Annotated in this window: 12 protein-coding genes; 10 read left to right on the forward strand and 2 right to left on the reverse strand. The window is 70.2% G+C overall.

Going from position 1 to position 15,899, the window contains the following annotated elements; all coding sequences use genetic code 11:
• The first annotated feature begins 1 nt into the window (after window position 1).
• Window positions 2–490: a GNAT family N-acetyltransferase gene (locus ACQPYK_RS06500; RefSeq protein ID WP_433258706.1), complete on the forward strand. Its 489-nt coding sequence runs from the start codon at window positions 2–4 to the stop codon at window positions 488–490.
• Here ACQPYK_RS06500 and ACQPYK_RS06505 read toward each other — a convergent pair whose 3' ends face one another.
• Window positions 491–1,534 (reverse strand): PseG/SpsG family protein, encoded by a 1,044-nt coding sequence (locus ACQPYK_RS06505; RefSeq protein ID WP_433251712.1) that lies wholly within the window; start codon window positions 1,532–1,534, stop codon window positions 491–493.
• Window positions 1,531–2,268, reverse strand: a complete 738-nt coding sequence (locus ACQPYK_RS06510; protein WP_433251715.1) for a cytidylyltransferase domain-containing protein — start codon at window positions 2,266–2,268, stop codon at window positions 1,531–1,533. The genes ACQPYK_RS06505 and ACQPYK_RS06510 overlap by 4 nt, the downstream gene beginning before the upstream one ends.
• A gap of 104 nt (window positions 2,269–2,372) precedes the next feature.
• On the opposite strand from ACQPYK_RS06510, the gene pseB reads away from it, so the two are divergent.
• The 9 genes from pseB to ACQPYK_RS06555 all read left to right on the forward strand — a co-directional run bounded on the left by pseB (window position 2,373) and on the right by ACQPYK_RS06555 (window position 15,899).
• Window positions 2,373–3,359, forward strand: a complete 987-nt coding sequence (gene pseB, locus ACQPYK_RS06515; protein WP_433251718.1) for a UDP-N-acetylglucosamine 4,6-dehydratase (inverting) — start codon at window positions 2,373–2,375, stop codon at window positions 3,357–3,359.
• Window positions 3,360–3,366: 7 nt separating this feature from the next.
• Window positions 3,367–4,491: a DegT/DnrJ/EryC1/StrS family aminotransferase gene (locus ACQPYK_RS06520; RefSeq protein ID WP_433251721.1), complete on the forward strand. Its 1,125-nt coding sequence runs from the start codon at window positions 3,367–3,369 to the stop codon at window positions 4,489–4,491.
• An 11-nt stretch (window positions 4,492–4,502) separates the two neighbouring features.
• Window positions 4,503–5,333, forward strand: coding sequence for a hypothetical protein (locus ACQPYK_RS06525; protein ID WP_433251724.1), 831 nt, complete (start codon window positions 4,503–4,505; stop codon window positions 5,331–5,333).
• Window positions 5,323–7,257, forward strand: coding sequence for a class I SAM-dependent methyltransferase (locus ACQPYK_RS06530; protein WP_433251727.1), 1,935 nt, complete (start codon window positions 5,323–5,325; stop codon window positions 7,255–7,257). Before ACQPYK_RS06525 ends, ACQPYK_RS06530 begins: the two co-directional genes overlap by 11 nt.
• Before the next feature lie 27 nt (window positions 7,258–7,284).
• On the forward strand, window positions 7,285–9,132 hold the full coding sequence (locus ACQPYK_RS06535) for a glycosyltransferase family 2 protein (RefSeq protein ID WP_433251730.1): 1,848 nt from the start codon (window positions 7,285–7,287) through the stop codon (window positions 9,130–9,132).
• Window positions 9,122–10,162 carry a pseudaminic acid synthase gene (gene pseI / locus ACQPYK_RS06540; protein ID WP_433251733.1) on the forward strand — a complete coding sequence of 347 codons (1,041 nt, stop codon included), beginning with the start codon at window positions 9,122–9,124 and terminating at the stop codon, window positions 10,160–10,162. The genes ACQPYK_RS06535 and pseI overlap by 11 nt, the downstream gene beginning before the upstream one ends.
• Before the next feature lie 161 nt (window positions 10,163–10,323).
• Window positions 10,324–13,851, forward strand: coding sequence for a CDP-glycerol glycerophosphotransferase family protein (locus tag ACQPYK_RS06545; protein ID WP_433251736.1), 3,528 nt, complete (start codon window positions 10,324–10,326; stop codon window positions 13,849–13,851).
• 190 nt (window positions 13,852–14,041) lie between these two features.
• On the forward strand, window positions 14,042–14,863 hold the full coding sequence (locus ACQPYK_RS06550; protein ID WP_433251739.1) for a CDP-alcohol phosphatidyltransferase family protein: 822 nt from the start codon (window positions 14,042–14,044) through the stop codon (window positions 14,861–14,863).
• A 25-nt stretch (window positions 14,864–14,888) separates the two neighbouring features.
• Window positions 14,889–15,899 (forward strand): sulfotransferase family protein, encoded by a 1,011-nt coding sequence (locus tag ACQPYK_RS06555; RefSeq protein ID WP_433251742.1) that lies wholly within the window; start codon window positions 14,889–14,891, stop codon window positions 15,897–15,899.

Here is a 15,899-nt window from a genome sequence, read left to right on the forward strand (position 1 = left end):
CATGCTCAGGAGAGCGTTCGAGCATGAGAGCGAGATGGTCCGGCGCTGGCGCAACCACCCGCGCGTGCGGGGGGTCAGCTTCACCGATCACGAGATCGGCGAGGCGGAGCACCGCGGCTGGTGGAGCGCGACGGTGACCGACGACACGCGCCGGATCCTCATCTACGAGCACGACGGCGTGCCGAGCGGGGTGGTGAACCTCTTCGACCACGACGTCCGGGCTCGACGGGCGGGGTGGGGCTTCTATCTCGACGTCGACGGGCTCGGCGAGCGGGGCGAGCTCCTGGCCGCCTGGATGCGGATCGAGGGCGAGGCGATCGCGTACGCGTTCGCCGAGCTGGAGATCGGCACCCTGCGCGGTGAGGTCCTGGTCCGCAACGAGGCCGTCAGGACCCTGCACCGCCGCCACGGGTTCGTCGAGGTGGGCACCTACACGCGCAGGGTGGCCGGGGTCGAGGAGCCCGTCGTCGTCATGGAACTGGTGAGGTGATCAGAGCGAGAGCAGGGCGTCGGCGACCCTCGCCCTGCCCTCGCCGTCGACCAGCGCGGGCCCGCGGGCGCCGAGTTCCCCGCGAAGCCGGGCGGAGGCGAGCGGCTCCCGCAGACGCGCGCCGGCGAGGTCGCCCGCGGCGGTCACGGTCCCGAGGTGGCCGAGGCCGATGGCCAGCCCGCGGGAGACCACCTCCTCATAGGCCGGCCGCTGGTTGTCCGCCACCCATACGAGCGCGGCGGCCTTGCCCAGGTAGAGAAGCTCCCACGTGCTGCTGCCCGCCGCCGTGACGACGAGGTCGGCCGCCGCGATCAGGCTCGGCAGGTCGTCGGTGGGGGGAATCCCGCGGATCGCCTGGCCCTCCACCGGTTCGAGCCGGTCCAGCGCTCCCTCTCGCGGGGTGATGACCGTCGCGAGGAACGGCATGCCCGTCGCGACGAGCGCTCCGGCCACCACGGGAGCCGCGCCGGCCGCGTCGGTGCCTCCGAAGAAACACAGCACCCGGGGTGGCCGGCCGAGCGCCGCGGGCTCGGCGGACTCGGCGGGCCCGTGCCCGCGCAACCGCCGCACGTCGTCGCGGAGAAGGGCGTAACGGACCCCCGCGAGCCGGACCGATCCGGCGGGCACGCCGTCGGGGCCGCGCTCGGCGCCGAGGTTCTGGTCCAGGTAGACGTCGGCGTCCTGGCCGCGGTCGTCGTCGTCGACGACGGCCAGCACCCTGACACCGGCCGCGCGCAGCGCCCCCGAGCAGCGGGGATCGAGGTCGTAGGAGTCGATGACCACGGCGTCGAGCGCCAACCGGCGGGCCGCCTCGACCAGACCGGGCGCGTCGTCGGGCCCGGGAACCAGCCTCAGGCCGCGCCGGTCGAGTTGCCCTCTCGCCCACGCCGGCCCGCCCACCTCGCCCAGGACGACGACCTCCAGCCGCCGCGCCAGCAGCTCCTCGGCGAGAGCCAGACAGCGCATCAGGTGGCCGACGCCGCGGCCGGCGTCCGCGTCGCACCGGATGCCGACACGCCGCACTCCTCCGGCCTCGTGCCTCATGCCTCTTCCAGGGCCTTCTGCTCCACGGCGGCGTTGAGCGCCACGACCTCGGGCCGGCCCCTCAGCCACCCGATCAGGGCCCGTGACGGCACCGGATCGTCTCCGAAACGATCGACGACGGCACTGATCAGAGCCCAGTCCTGCGGGGTGTCGAGCGTGAGGCGCAGATCGGCGTCGCCCGGTGGGAACGTGAGGCCGACGATCCGGAAGCGCTCGGCGTGGGTGTAGATGTATGACGTCACGTGGGTGCGGTGATGGCCGGCGGCCACCGCGTCGAGGGCGCGCAACGCCTCCGACGAGACGATCTCCACGTCCAGCCCCCTGGGCAGGGTCCTGGGCTGGGGACTGGTGCTGAGGTAGTCGAGCACGGGCATGGCCCGCCAGGTGGCCGCCGCCATCGCGACGATCTCCGGGTCGAGCAGCGGGCAGTCGGCCGTGATGCGCATGACCGCGTCGCAGCCGAGCCGGTCGAGGGCGCCGAGGAAGCGGGTCAGCACGTCGTCCACCGGGCCGCGGTGCCAGGAGACCCCGAGCCGTTCGCACTCCGCCACGACGTCGTCGTCGGCGGGCTCGATGGTGGTGGCCACCATGAGGTCGTCGAGGGCGCCGCCGCGCGAGGCGGCGCGCACGACCCGTTCCAGGACGGTGCGCCCGCCCAGCGTCCGCAGGACCTTTCCCGGCAGGCGGGTGGACCCCATGCGGGCCTGAATGACTCCGGCGATGTGAACGGCCAAAACATTTCCTAACTCGGCTGGGTGATGGTGACGCTACGTTATGCTACGAGCTCGTCACTGAATGACTACCGTAAGTTACGGAAGTCTTGTATGGGGGGACTCGGGTGGGCGAGCTTGAAGGGTCATCGATCCTTATAACCGGGGCGACAGGATCGTTTGGAAAGGCTTTCATCCGGCACGTTCTCGACCATCACGACCCGCGGCGGGTCGTCGTGTTCTCGCGGGACGAGCTCAAGCAGTACGAGGTCAGGCAGCTGTTCGCCGATGACCCCCGGCTGCGCTGGTTCATCGGTGACGTGCGCGACCGCAGCCGCCTGACCCGTGCCATGCACGGTGTCGACCACGTCGTGCACGCGGCCGCGCTCAAGCAGGTCGATACGGCCGAATACAACCCATTCGAATATGTCCTGACCAATGTGAGCGGTTCACAGAATGTCGTAGAAGCGGCCATTGACTGTGGTGTCCGAAAAGTCATCGCACTCTCGACGGACAAGGCTTCCAGTCCCATAAACCTTTATGGGGCGACCAAGCTGGTAGCGGACAAACTGCTGGTATCGGCCAATCACTACGCCTCCAACCACGTGACCCGGTTCGCCGTGGTCAGATACGGCAACGTGATGGGCAGCCGCGGCTCGGTGATCCCCTTCTTCCAGAAGCTGGCGGCCGAGGAGAAGAGCCTGCCGATCACCGACAAGCGGATGACACGCTTCTGGATCACCCTGGACCAGGCCGTCCGGTTCGTGGTCGACTCCTTCGAGCTGATGCAGGGCGGGGAGCTCTACGTCCCGCGCATCCCCAGCATGCGGATCATGGATCTGGCCGAGGCCGTCGCCCCGGGCGCCCCGATGCACGAGGTCGGCATCCGCCCGGGGGAGAAGCTCCACGAAGAGATGATCGCCGCCGACGACAGCCGGCGGACGATACGGCTCGCCACCCGTTACGTGGTGCAGCCCACGATCGCGACCTGGGGCTACGTCCCGCCACCCGGCGGACACGGCGTCCCCGAGGGCTTCTCCTACTGCTCCGACACCAACGACCAGTGGTTGTCGGTCGAGGGCATCCGCGAACTGCTCGCGATAAGAACGCGGTGAGAGCCTGATGCTTCCGTACGGTAGACAGTCGATCGACGAGCGCGACATCGAAGGCGTCCTGCAGGTTCTGGGAGGCGACTGGCTGACCACCGGCCCGGCCGTCGGCGCGTTCGAGGCGGAGCTCGCGGTCTGGACCGGCGGCGTGCCCTGCGTGTCGGTGACCTCGGGCACCGCCGCGTTGCACACGGCCTACGCGGCGGCCGGCGTCGGCGCGGGAGACGAGGTGGTCACCTCGCCGATCACCTTCGTCGCCACCGCGGCCACGGCCGTGATGCTCGGCGCCCGTGTCGTCTTCGCCGACGTGGAGGAGGACACCGGCAACCTCGACCCCGCGGCCGCGGAGGCGGCGACCGGCTCGCGCACGCGGGTCGTCACCGCCGTCGACTACGCCGGTCACCCGGCGGAGTACGACGCCCTGCGCGAGGTCGCCTCCCGGGCCGGGGCCCTGCTCATGGACGACGCCGCCCACTCCATCGGATCCCGTTACCGTGACCGGCCGGTCGGAGCCCTGGCGGATCTGACGACCTTCTCCTTCTTCCCGACCAAGACGATCACGACGGCCGAGGGCGGCGCGGTCGCCACGGCCGACGAGGAGCTTCTCCGGCGCACCCGGCGGTTCAGGAACCACGGGCTGGTCAGGGACCCAGGGGAGCAGCGCGAGCCGCGCGAGGGCGGCTGGCATCAGGAGGTCCACGAGTTCGGCCTGAACTACCGCCTGCCCGACGTGCTGTGCGCCCTCGGCATCAGCCAGGTGCGGCGGCTGGGCGAGTTCAAGGAGCGGCGGGCCCGGCTCGTCGCACGCTACGACGAGGCCCTGTCCGCTCTGCCCGGTCTGCGGCTGCCCGCCCGGCGGTCCCACGTCGACCCCGCCTGGCACCTGTACGCCGTCGGCATCCTCGACGGGCGGCGGCGCGAGGTGTACGAACGGATGTGGGAGAGGGGCATCGGCGTCCAGGTGAACTACCTGCCCGCCTACTGGCACCCCGTCTTCGCCGACATGGGCTACCGGCGCGGTATGTGCCCGGTCGCCGAGGAGTTCTACGCGCGGCAACTGTCGCTGCCCCTGTTCCCGGATCTCACCGATTCGGACCAGGACCGGGTCATCGAAGCCCTCCACACGATCCTCGGCTGAGTGGAGGCACGATGCACCACACGAACCACTTCTACGGGCACGCCCATGTCTTCGCCCGCTACTGCAGGCTGGAGCGGCGCAGGCCACCGCGGATCAACGGATACCTCCAGCACGGATGGAACGCCCTGGACGGGTTCGGCCCCAGGGAGAAATACGTTCCGGCGACGCCGAAGTTCGTCTGGTCCGACGCGATGCGCCGCCGGGGCTGGGCGCGAGGGCGCCGCGACTACTACCCGATCGGCGCACCCTGGCTCTACCTGACGCAGATGGAGCTCGGGGAGCCGAAAACGCCGCGGGAGGGCACGATCTGGTACCCCTTCCACGGCTGGGAGCGCCAGCACGTGGACGGCGACCACCAGCGGCTGATCGACGAGATCCGTGAGGTCGAGCGGGGGCCGGTCACCGTCTGCCTCTACTGGCTGGAGTTCGGCGAGCCCGAGATCCGGAGCCTCTACGAGAGGGCCGGTTTCCGGGTGATCAGCCACGGGGCCCGGGGCTGGATGAAGAAGGGCACCGACCCGCTCTTCCCCTACCGTCAGCTCGCCGAGCTCCGCCGCCACCGGAGGGTGGCGTCCAACCGGCTGAGCACCGCGGTGTTCCACGGGATCGCGGCGGGCTGCGAACCGGCCGTCTACGGCAATCCCATGGTCTTGGCGAACGAGGATCCGATGCACGGCGGTGTCGCCCGCGTCCGGCGGCTGTGGCCGGAGCTCCACGGCGCCGAAGTGGCCCTCGCCACCGCGCGGGAGATCGCCGACGAGGAGCTGGGGGTCAGTTACCGGGTGTCCCCCGAGGAGATCAAAACCGTTTTCGGATGGTCGGGGGAGACCAATGATCTGTGACGATGCCGCGGCCCGGGTTCACCTCGTCGGGGGAGAGATGCTCGAGTGGTCCGACACCGGACAGGACGCGTCCCGCGGGGCCGGGGTGCTCGGCGAGCTGCTGCGCCCCCTGCTGCCCAGTGGCGCGCGGGTCCTGGTCGCGGGGCCGCACCCCGTGGCCCTCCTCGACGACCCGGCCGTCGGCGCGTGCGAGCTGAGCGTGTTGCTGCGCTCCCATTCCGACGCCTGCCACCTGGCGCGACGCCATGATCTGACGGTCTACTGCGGGAGCCTGGAGAAGGCGGCCTTCCCTGAGGCGTTCGACGTGGTGATCGCCCTCGACGGGGTCGAGCGTCTCACGTCGTTCGACCGCGCGGGCGGCTCGTGGAGCGAGTCCCTACGGCTGCTCACCGAGATGCTCGCCCCGGGAGGAACGCTCGTGCTCGGCGTGGAGAACCCGCTGGGTCTCCACCACTTCGCCGCGGACCCCTCAGAGGTCCACCGGCGGGCGGACGACGACTGGGCGGCCGCGGAGCTGGACCAGTCCCGTCCGGCGACCCCGGAGCAGCTGGCAGGCCTGCTGAACGCCTGTGGTCTCACGACGGGCAGGAGTTACGCGGCGTACGGCCACCCGGCCCGGCCGCACCTCCTGTTGGAGGTCTCCGCGCTGGAGAGCGCCTCGATGCCGGCGACCCTCGTCGCGACCGCCTGCGCCGGGGCCTTCGGCACGCCCCCGCCGGGTTACGACGCGCGGCACCTCGTCCGCACGGCCATGGCCGGCGGCCTGGGAGCGCGGATCGCACCGCGCTGGGTGGTCACCGCGCACGCCGCCGGTGGCCGCCTCGCGACCATGCCGGTGGCGCTGACCACGGACGCCGACACCGCCGCCTGCTGGCGGCTCCCCTGCGAGCTGGCCCCGGCGGCCGAGGGCGGATGGATCCGCCGGGCACGCGGGGACAGGACACTGCGCGTGTCGGGGCGGGTGACCCGGACGCCCGGGCTGCTGGACGGGCCGGTCCCCGAGGGGCGGTCCCTGACCGAGATCCTCATGGCCGCCTGCGCGCGTAACGACGTCGTCGAGGTCCGTGAGATCCTCGGCCTCTTCCTGCGATGGATGGACGGCCACGGCGCCGATGGGAGGGTGCCCGGGTGGGCGGCCTTCGCCGTCGCCGACAACGTGGTCTTCGACGGCGCCCGGTTCACGATGCTGGACGCCAGCTGGCAGCTTCCGGGGGAGCTCGACGCCGATGCGGTCCTGGCCAGGGTCCTGCGCCGGTTCGCCGTGCACCTGCTGGATTCGGGGCAGTGGCATCCGTGGTCCTGGCAGCTCGGCGCCGACCGGCTGACGTTGACGCTGCTGTCGATGGCGGGCCGGAGCGCCGACCCGGAGGTCGTCCGCCGCGGTGCGGAGCTGGACGCGCAGATCGACGCCGACCTGGAAACCTCCCGTGACGGTGGTGCCCGTGACAGTGGTGTCTGGAACGGCGGCGCCCGGGACGGCGGGGACGCCGGGCGGGGACCGGATCGGGAGGACCTCGACCGAACCGGCGCCGACCGGACCGGCCCTGACCGGGGCGGCCCCGAGCAGGGCACGCCCGGCCTGGAGGAGAACGATCCGGACGCGTCGGGCCCGGCCCGGGGCGGGCCGGGGGAGCGGCGGGAGAGCTACCGGGAGCTGTACGCGGCCAGGGGCCGCCTTCGCGCACGACTGGAGGAGGCACAGCAGAAGATCACCATGCTTGAGCGCGACCTGGACGCCGCCGAAGCCAAGCTGACCAAGCTTGCCAAGGCCGTCCGTGCCGCCAAGCAGGCGGGACGGCGTGAGGAGAAGCCCCGGACCCAGGCGGGGCCACGGGGCAAGCGTGTGATCAACGCTCCGATGGCGATCCTCCGCCCGGTGTGGCGGATCTTCGGCGCCGGTTCGGGCGGAAGCACCGCACGTTAGTTCAACATGCCTGAGGGGGCGAGCCATATGCCACAACTCAGTGTGGTCGTTCCGTACTACAACGTCGAGAAATACTTCGACGAGTGTCTGGCCTCGATCCAGAGCCAGACGTTCGGCGACCTTGAGGTCATCTGCGTGGACGACGGGTCGATGGACGCCAGCGCGGTCATCGCCAAGGAGTACGCGGCACGGGATCCACGCTTCCGGGTGGTGGTCCAGGAGAACCAGGGCCTCGGCCCCGCCAGGAACACCGGTGTGAAGTACGCGACGGGACGTTATCTGGCCTTCGCCGACAGCGACGACATCGTTCCGCCACGCGCCTACGAACTCCTGGTCGACTCCCTGGAGCGGAGCGGATCCGACATCGCGTCGGGCAATGTGCAGCGTCTCACCTCCGAGGGACTGGTCCAGTCCTGGGCACACCGCAACGCCTTCCGCAAGACCCGGGTGGGCACGCACATCACCCAGAACGTGCACCTGCTGTTCGACCGCTCGATATGGAACAAGGTCTTCCGGCGCTCTTTCTGGGACGCCCTGGACATGGAGTTCCCCGCCAGACTGTACGAGGACATGCCGGTGACCATCCCCGCCCACGTGCGCGCCCGCGCGGTGGACGTGCTCTCCGAGGTCGTCTACGTCTGGCGGCTGCGCGAGGGGTCCATCACCGAGCGCCGCTTTCGCGCGGAGAACGTCACCGACCTCATGATCTCCGTGTCCGAGACCGCGGGATTCCTCGAAAAGCACGCTCCCGAGCTGCGTCGCGTCTACGAGCGCGACACCCTCCGCAACGACCTGCGGGTGGCGGTCGAGGCGCTGGCGGCGGGCGTCGAGCCCGGTCTCCTGCTGGAGGTCGTCTGCTCCTACCTCGACACGGTGCGCCGCAAGGCCCATCTCGAGCTGCCCGCGATTCGCCGGTTGCAGATCCAGCTGCTGCACCGGCGCATGGTCGCGGAGCTGGCCGAGGCGGTCCGGTTCGAGCGGGAGGGCATCGACGACGCCCGGCTGCGGCGGGGTCTGCTGTCACGGCACAGGTGGTACGCCGACTATCCCTTCCGGCGCGGGTACGGCATTCCCCGGTGGGTCTTCGACGTCTCCCGTGAGCTCACGATGACCGGGCGGCTGGAGGGCTGGGAGTGGCGTGCCGGTCTGCTGCACGGCACGGGCAGGGTGAAGCTGCCGGGGGTCGTGGCCGGGGCGGCGTCGTCCTCGATCGACGTGTGGCTGCACGAGCGCGGGACCGGCGCGGTGCTGGGGCTGCCGGTGGAGCAGGACGGTCTCGGCTTCGCCTTCGTCTGCGATCCCGCGCCGATCGCCGGGCAGGCCGCCAGGTGGGAGCCATGGGTCAGGATCACCGTGGACGGCATGGTCAGGGAGGCGCGGCTACGGGGACACACCCCCTCGCTCGGCCCCGACGAGACGGACTCCGGGATGTGGATCCAGCCGCTCATCGATGACAAGGGACTGGCCGTCCTCATCGTCAAGCGTCCACGGGCGGCGGTGACCCGATGCGACCTGACCGGCGACCGGCTGCAGATCTCCGGCTGGCACGACGAACAGGAGAACGCCGAGGGCGTCACCCTGGTGATGAGCGTCATGGACGGCCCGGTGCGGACCTATCGGGTCGAGACCGCGCCGGCGCCCGATGGCCGCCGGGAGTTCGTCATGAACGTGCCCACCGAGGATCTTCGGGTCGAGCAGGAGACGGCCACCTGGAACATGTTCTTGTCCGGCATGGCCGATGACCGGCCGTTGCGGATGCCCGTGGCCCTTCACGAGCTTCCCGGATGGGAGATGAACGGATGGGGGATCCGGATGGTGCGCACATCGCGCGGAAACATGGCGTTGCGAGTCCAACGGAGTGAAGATGTTCATTGATGGGCGAGCCGTCGGCGCCGATGCTCCGCCGTACGTCATAGCGGAGATGTCCGGCAACCACGACGGCGATCTCGCGAAGGCGATGAAGATCGTCGATGCGGTGGCGGCGTCGGGGGCGCACGCGCTCAAGCTTCAGACCTACCGTGCCGACACGATCACCATTGACGCCGACGGGCCGTCGTTCCGGATCTCCCAGGGACACGATCTGTGGGGCGGCGAGCGCCTCTACGACCTCTACGAACGCGCGCACACGCCCTGGGAATGGCACCAACCGATCTTCGAGCGGGCGCGGTCGGCGGGGTTGACGGTCTTCTCCAGCCCGTTCGACCCGACGGCCGTGGACCTGCTGGAGAGCCTCGGGGCGCCCGCCTACAAGATCGCATCGTCGGAGATCGTGGACCTGCCGCTGATCCGCCGGGTGGCGCGGACCGGAAAACCTCTGATCATCTCGACCGGGATGGCGAGCCTGGGAGAGATGGACGCCGCGGTTCAGGCGGCCCGGGAGGTCGGTGGCGAAGACGTGGTCCTGCTCGGGTGCACGGCCGCCTATCCCGCGGCGGCCTCCGACGGCAACCTGCGCAGGCTGCCCGTTCTGGCGCAGGCGTTCGGGCTGCCGGTCGGGCTGTCGGATCACACGCCGGGCATCGGCGCCGCGGTGGCCGCGGTGGCGCTCGGCGCGTGCGTGATCGAAAAACACGTGACCCTCGACAGGGCGGGGGGAGGCGTCGACGCGGCGTTCTCCCTGGAGCCGGACGAACTGTCGGCGCTCGTCGTCGAGAGCGACCGCGCATGGCAGGCGCTCGGCGGCACCGTGGTCCGCCCCGTCTCCGCGGAGAGCGAGGGGATGCGCTTTCGCCGCTCGCTGTATGTCGTGGCCGACGTCCGCGCCGGTGACGTGGTGTCGGACGGCAACGTCCGCTCCATCCGGCCGGCGGGAGGGCTCCCACCGGACGCGATCGCGACGGTCGCCGGCCGAACGTTCCGGCGGGACGTCCCCCGGGGGACTCCGCTCAGCTGGGATCTGATCTGACCGGCTGTCCGCGGCGGTCAAGGATCGACAAGGGTCGCTTCATTTAAACGCATGGTCCGGGCGTCTATCAGGCGTTCTCCTCATTCTCATGGAGATGGGACGCGCCCGGACCCGCTCCCGCTCCCCTCATGGGACCACCCCGGTTGGTCCGGATTCCGAGGATGTTGGAGGCTGACTCCTTGTCGCCGCTGCTGAGTGTCGTCGTCCCCTTCTTCAACGTGGAACCTTATTTCGAGAGCTGTCTGGCGTCGATCGCCAGGCAGACGCTCCGTGACATCGAGGTCATCTGCGTCGATGACGGATCGCTCGACGGCAGCGCCGTCATCGCCAAGGCGTTCGCCGAGAAGGACGGCCGGTTCCGGGTGATCCACCAGGAGAACGCCGGCCTGGGGCCGGCCAGGAACGCGGGCGCGCTCCAGGCGACCGGCGAGTACCTGTGCTTCATGGACAGCGACGACATGCTGCCCGTCGACGCCTACGAACTGCTGGTCTCCTCGCTGCGCGAGTCGGGCTCCGACTTCGCGTGCGGCAACGTGCTCTACCTCAACTCCACCGAGACCTGGCGGACCGGCCTGCACTCCAGGCCTTTCCGGGAGACCGCCCGGCAGACGCACATCAACACGCGTCCCGACCTGCTCCTGGACCGCACGGCGTGGAACAAGGTCTTCCGTCATGATTTCTACCGCGAGCACGGCTTCGGTTTCCCCGGCGGGCTTTACGAGGACGCGCCCGTCACCATCCCCGCCCATGTGCTGGCGCGCTCGGTCGACGTGCTCAGCGACGTGATCTATTACTGGCGGCAACGGGACGTCGGAGATCCGTCGATCACGCAGAGCCGGACCGTGCCAGGCAACCTGGAGGACCGGATCGCGTCGATCACGCGGGTCCAGACCTTCCTGGCCGCCCACGCGTCGCCCGCGCTGCGGCGCCAGTTCGACGAGTTCGTCCTGCGCAGCGACCTCACCCTCTATGTCAACGCGGTGCTGGACGCCGACGAGGACTACCTCGGGCGCCTGCTGGAGAGCGCCGGATCGTTCGTCGAGCGCATGGACCCCGACATCCTGTCCGAACTCCCCTGGGAGCAGCGCCTGGTGTTCGAACTGCTGAAGCGCCGCCAGGCGGAGGAGTTCACCGAGGTGCTGGCCGACCGGCGGGAGGGGGTGTTCCACGGCATGACGCGCCGGGTGTTCGGCTGGTACGGCGACCACCCGATGATGCACAGGGGCGTGCTGCCCCGGAAGGTCTTCCGCGCGGGTGACAACGACTTCGGCCTGGCCTGCAGGATCGACGGGCTTCAGTGGCAGGCCGACACCGGCTGCCTGCGCGTGTCCGGCCGCGCCTACATCAAGGGCATCGACCTGCCGGCCGAGGAGTCGTCCGACATCGCGGTGACACTGCGCAACACCCGCACCGAGCGCGTCATCGAGCTGCCGGTCCAGCGGGTGCTCCGCACGGACGTGACCGCCTTCTCCCGTCGCGGCATGAACTGCTACGACTGGTCGGGGTTCGAGGTGGACGTCGATCCGGTCGCGCTGGCCGAATCCGTCCGAAAGTCCAGGTGGCAGGTGGAGGTCGCGGTCACCGCGCAGTCCATCCGGCGTGCCGGCCCGTTGGTCGCGACCACCAGCAGCGACGCCCGCCGGTTCCCGGGCGTCCCGATCACTCCCCGGACCTGTCTGCACGTGGATGTGAACGCCGACGACGAGGTGCTGCTCAGGATCCAGAGCGTCCAAGCCGTGGCGGAGCCCCGGGCCGCGGACGAGGGGACCATCGAGGTGTCCGGCTGGGTGGCGTCCAAGGCGCAGATCGATCCGAGCGGGACGCTGCTGGCGCGGCTGCGCCGGGTTCACCGAGAGGTCAGCGTCCCCGCCCGCTGCGAACCCCTCGGCGACGGGCGAGTCGGCTTCAGCGCCCACCTCCCCGCGGCCGACCTGCTCATCGCCGAGTTGCTCGGGGACGTCACGACGAGCCCGCAGATCGACCCCGACCTCCGATGGGACCTGTTCGTCACCGTGGACTCCGGCAAGCTCCGAAGGCTGACGGCCGGGCTGGTGGCCACAGAGGCGTACGTGACCGTGGGGGATCGCGAGGTCGGGATCACGGCGACCGGGTTCGGGCCTCTCAGCGCGGTGGTCCGTCCCGTCCGGCCGACGGTGACCGAGATCGGCTGGGGCGCGGACGACGTCCTTCGCGTGGCGGGACAGTGCTCCGGCGCGGCGGATCCGCGGGACCGGCTCGTCCTGCGCAGGGCGGACGGCGGTGAGATCCACCACGTGCCGCTGGACCGGGACGGGGAACGGTTCGCCGGTGAGTTCTCGCCGGCCGCGTTCGAGCTGTACGGCGAGCGGCTGCCGCTGCCCAGCGGCCGGTGGGAGATCCTGATCGGCCCGCCGCAGAGCCCGTCTCCCCTGCGGCTGGCCAGGAGCCTGCCGGCCGACCTGCCCGACCCCCGGACCATCGGAATGCACACCTTCCGGGTGCGGGGGCATCGGGCGAACGGCGTCGCCGTCGACGTCCGGCCGGCGCTCGACGGTGACGCGGGAGCCCACGCCCAGCGGCGTCTCGTGCGGCAGGACTACCCGGCGTTCATGAGGGAGCCGCTCCGCGACCTCGTGGTGTTCGAGTCGTGGCGGGGACATCAGTACTCCGACAGCCCGCGTGCGATCTACGAGGAGCTGCGGCGCAGGGGGGACGGCCGCGAGTGCGTGTGGATCTCCGCCGACGGCCGGGTACGGCCCGCCGGGGACGCGCGGGTCGTGCTGCGCGACAGCCGGGCCCACTACGAGGCGCTGGCCCACGCGAGCCACGTCTTCTCCAACGAGGCGGCGCCGGACTGGTTCGCCAAACGGGACGGCCAGGTCTACGTCCAGACGTGGCACGGCACCCCGCTCAAGCGGATCGGCCACGACATCGCCAAGGGCCGTTTCAACGACGGAGCCTCCCGGCTGCGCAGGTTCGCGCCGGAGGTGGCGAGGTGGGATCTGCTGATCTCGCCCAACTCCTTCAGCACCTCGATCCTGCCCCACGCCTTCGGGTACGGCGGCCCCGTCCTGGAGTCCGGCTACCCCCGCAACGACCTGCTGCACCGGCCCGGGAGCGGTGAGGCGGCCGCGCGGGTGCGAGAGGCCCTGGGAATCGCCCGGGACAAGCGCGTGGTGCTGTACGCGCCGACCTGCCGGGACGGTCACGGGCTCCCCGGCGGCCGGCACGAGCCGGACATCCGGCTGGACTTCGATCGGGCGTTGCGGGCGCTGGGCGGCGACTGCGTCCTGCTGTATCGGGGGCACCCGAACACCTGCGGGACACCGGGCACTGTCAGCCGGCATGAGGGCTTCGCCGATGTCACTAGATATCCGGATGTCACGCACCTGCTGCTCATCGCGGACGTCCTCGTCACCGACTATTCCTCCCTCATGTTCGACTACGCGGGCACCGGCCGGCCGATGATCTTCTTTGCCTACGACCTGGAGCACTACCGCGAACGGCTGCGCGGCTTCTACTTCGATCCGGCGGAGCACGCTCCGGGTCCCCTCCTGGAGACCACGGACGAGGTGATCGAGGCGCTGACCGACGTCGAGGGAGTCCTCTCCGCCCACGCCCGCGCCTACGACGCCTTCCGGGAGCGTTTCTGCCACCTCGACGACGGAAACGCCGCCGCGCGCGTCGTGGACCACGTCTTCCGGGACTGACCGTGTCGCGTGCCGAAGGGCTCTGCCCGCTTTCCCCGCCAATCACGTCGATCGCCCGATCGCGCCCCGGCCGGACGCCGCCGGCGCGGTCCCCCCTGAATGACGCTGCTGGTCAAGAACCGGTATGGAGATTCTCTCTTGGCGCCCGAGTGTCATCCTTTGATCACGTGGGGTGGTCATGCTGGAACACATGAGGGCCTATTCGTTGAACGACGTTCACGCGACCCGCAAACGAAGAGACTCCTGGTGGACGGTCTTCATGGTCGATCCGGTGGCGTGCAGGCTCACGCTGCTCGTCGCCAACCACACGGCCGTCACGCCCAACGGGCTCACGCGTCTGTCGCTGGTCCTCGGGATGGGGTCGGCGGTCTGCTTCGCGTTCGGGCAGCTCGTGGCGGGGGCCGCGCTGTTCTATGTGAGCTTCATGGTCGACTGCATGGACGGGAAGATCGCCAGGCTCAAGGAGACGGGAACCGCGTTCGGCCTCTGGCTCGACTACGTGGGCGACCGGATCCGGGTGGTCTGCTGCGCGATCGGGCTCGCGTTCGGGCAGTACGTGGCGACGGGGGACGTCGCCTACATCATGCTCGGCGCAGGGGTCGCCGTCCTCGACCTGTTCCGCTACGTGAACGCGCCGCAGATGAAGCGCGTGCGCGAGGTGGTCAAGGAGAACCGGCTGGAGTCCCTGGCGAACGCCGGACCGGTGGTGCCCCGGCAGCCCCGGCAGCCCGGGCAGCCCAGGGCGCCCAGGTCGCTCACCCTGCGTCGCAGGTTCGGCCGGTTTCTCGTCCGCCACCGGGTACGAAGCCATCTGATCAGCGGCATCGAGTTTCACGCCGCGGTGTTCGTGGTCGCCCCGCTGATCGGGGTGGCGGCGCTGCTGCCCGTGTCGATCGTGGCGGGAACGCTGCTCCTGGTGAACGAAGTCTTTCTGATCTACCGAATGTGGCTGTTCACCCGGGCCGCGCCTGCGGTGCCGCGCCCGGAGAACGCGCAGCGCGTACCTGTTTGATCATCTTTTACGGGGGTTCGTTGTCATGCAGTCCGACCGACCGATCTTTGTGATCGGGTGCCCGCGCTCCGGCACCACCATGCTGCAGCTCATGCTGCACTCCCATCCGCGTATCGCGGTGCCGCCGGAGACGCGTTTCGTGGTGCCCGGCTACTACCGCAGGTTCATCTTCGGCGACCTGCGCGAACAGGGGAACCGGCGCAGGCTGGGCCGATGGATCGTGAGCGACAAGGACACCAAGTTCAAGGAGCTCAAGCTCGACGGGGAAGAGCTGATCGAGAGCATCGCCGCCGGGCCGCCGACGCTGGGCTCGGCGATGGGGATCACCTTCCGCTCCTACGCCGAGCAGCACAGCAAGTCCCGCTGGGGCGACAAGCGGCCCAGCTACTACCACCACGTGGACCTGCTGCTGCGGCTCTTCCCGGACGCGCAGTTCGTCCACCTGATCAGGGACGGCCGGGACTGCGTGGCGTCGCTGAAGGAGATGCCCTGGTACACCAAGGACGTCTTCCACGCGGTGACCAACTGGGCCGAGGCGATCGACTTCGGCCGCCGGCACGCCAAGAACCTCCCGGCCGACAGCTACTACGAGCTGCGCTATGAGGATCTGACGGCCTACCCGGAGACCGAGCTCGGCAAGCTGTGCGACTTCCTCGGCGAGGACTACGACCCGGCGATGAGCGAGCCGTACCACGTGGCCCGGGTGGCGATCCCGGAGCACAAGGTGTGGCACAGCAACACCCACGGTGACGTGACCACCGCCCGGTCCGGCTCGTGGAAGTCCAGGCTGGAGCCGTGGGAGGTCTCGGTCTGCGAGAGCGTGCTGGCCGAGCGGCTGACCGCCAACGGCTACGAGCTGAGCGGCGCCCCCAAGGCGGACCGCGAGCACGTCGAGGCGTGCGAGAGGGCGGCGTCCAAGCGGCGCTGGGCTCGCCGGCGCAAGGAGATCCGTGACCGCCTGAACCGGCTCCGCGAGCCGAGCCCGGTGGCCGCGCAGCTCACCACCCGGCAGCTGGGCGAGCTGGCGAAGGTCTGA

This window comes from Streptosporangium sp. CA-135522, assembly GCF_050949235.1.
In the GTDB taxonomy this organism is placed as follows: Bacteria; Actinomycetota; Actinomycetes; order Streptosporangiales; family Streptosporangiaceae; genus Streptosporangium.

Bases quoted from the DNA above. Each gene is read 5' to 3' on its own strand.
- ACQPYK_RS06500 (WP_433258706.1), top strand. From the start codon at position 2: ATGCTCAGGAGAGCGTTCGAGCATGAGAGCGAGATGGTCCGGCGCTGG.
- ACQPYK_RS06505 (WP_433251712.1), bottom strand. From the start codon at position 1,534: ATGAGGCACGAGGCCGGAGGAGTGCGGCGTGTCGGCATCCGGTGCGAC.
- ACQPYK_RS06520 (WP_433251721.1), top strand. From the start codon at position 3,367: ATGCTTCCGTACGGTAGACAGTCGATCGACGAGCGCGACATCGAAGGC.
- ACQPYK_RS06525 (WP_433251724.1), top strand. From the start codon at position 4,503: ATGCACCACACGAACCACTTCTACGGGCACGCCCATGTCTTCGCCCGC.
- ACQPYK_RS06530 (WP_433251727.1), top strand. From the start codon at position 5,323: ATGATCTGTGACGATGCCGCGGCCCGGGTTCACCTCGTCGGGGGAGAG.
- ACQPYK_RS06535 (WP_433251730.1), top strand. From the start codon at position 7,285: ATGCCACAACTCAGTGTGGTCGTTCCGTACTACAACGTCGAGAAATAC.
- pseI (WP_433251733.1), top strand. From the start codon at position 9,122: ATGTTCATTGATGGGCGAGCCGTCGGCGCCGATGCTCCGCCGTACGTC.
- ACQPYK_RS06545 (WP_433251736.1), top strand. From the start codon at position 10,324: ATGTTGGAGGCTGACTCCTTGTCGCCGCTGCTGAGTGTCGTCGTCCCC.
- ACQPYK_RS06550 (WP_433251739.1), top strand. From the start codon at position 14,042: ATGAGGGCCTATTCGTTGAACGACGTTCACGCGACCCGCAAACGAAGA.
- ACQPYK_RS06555 (WP_433251742.1), top strand. From the start codon at position 14,889: ATGCAGTCCGACCGACCGATCTTTGTGATCGGGTGCCCGCGCTCCGGC.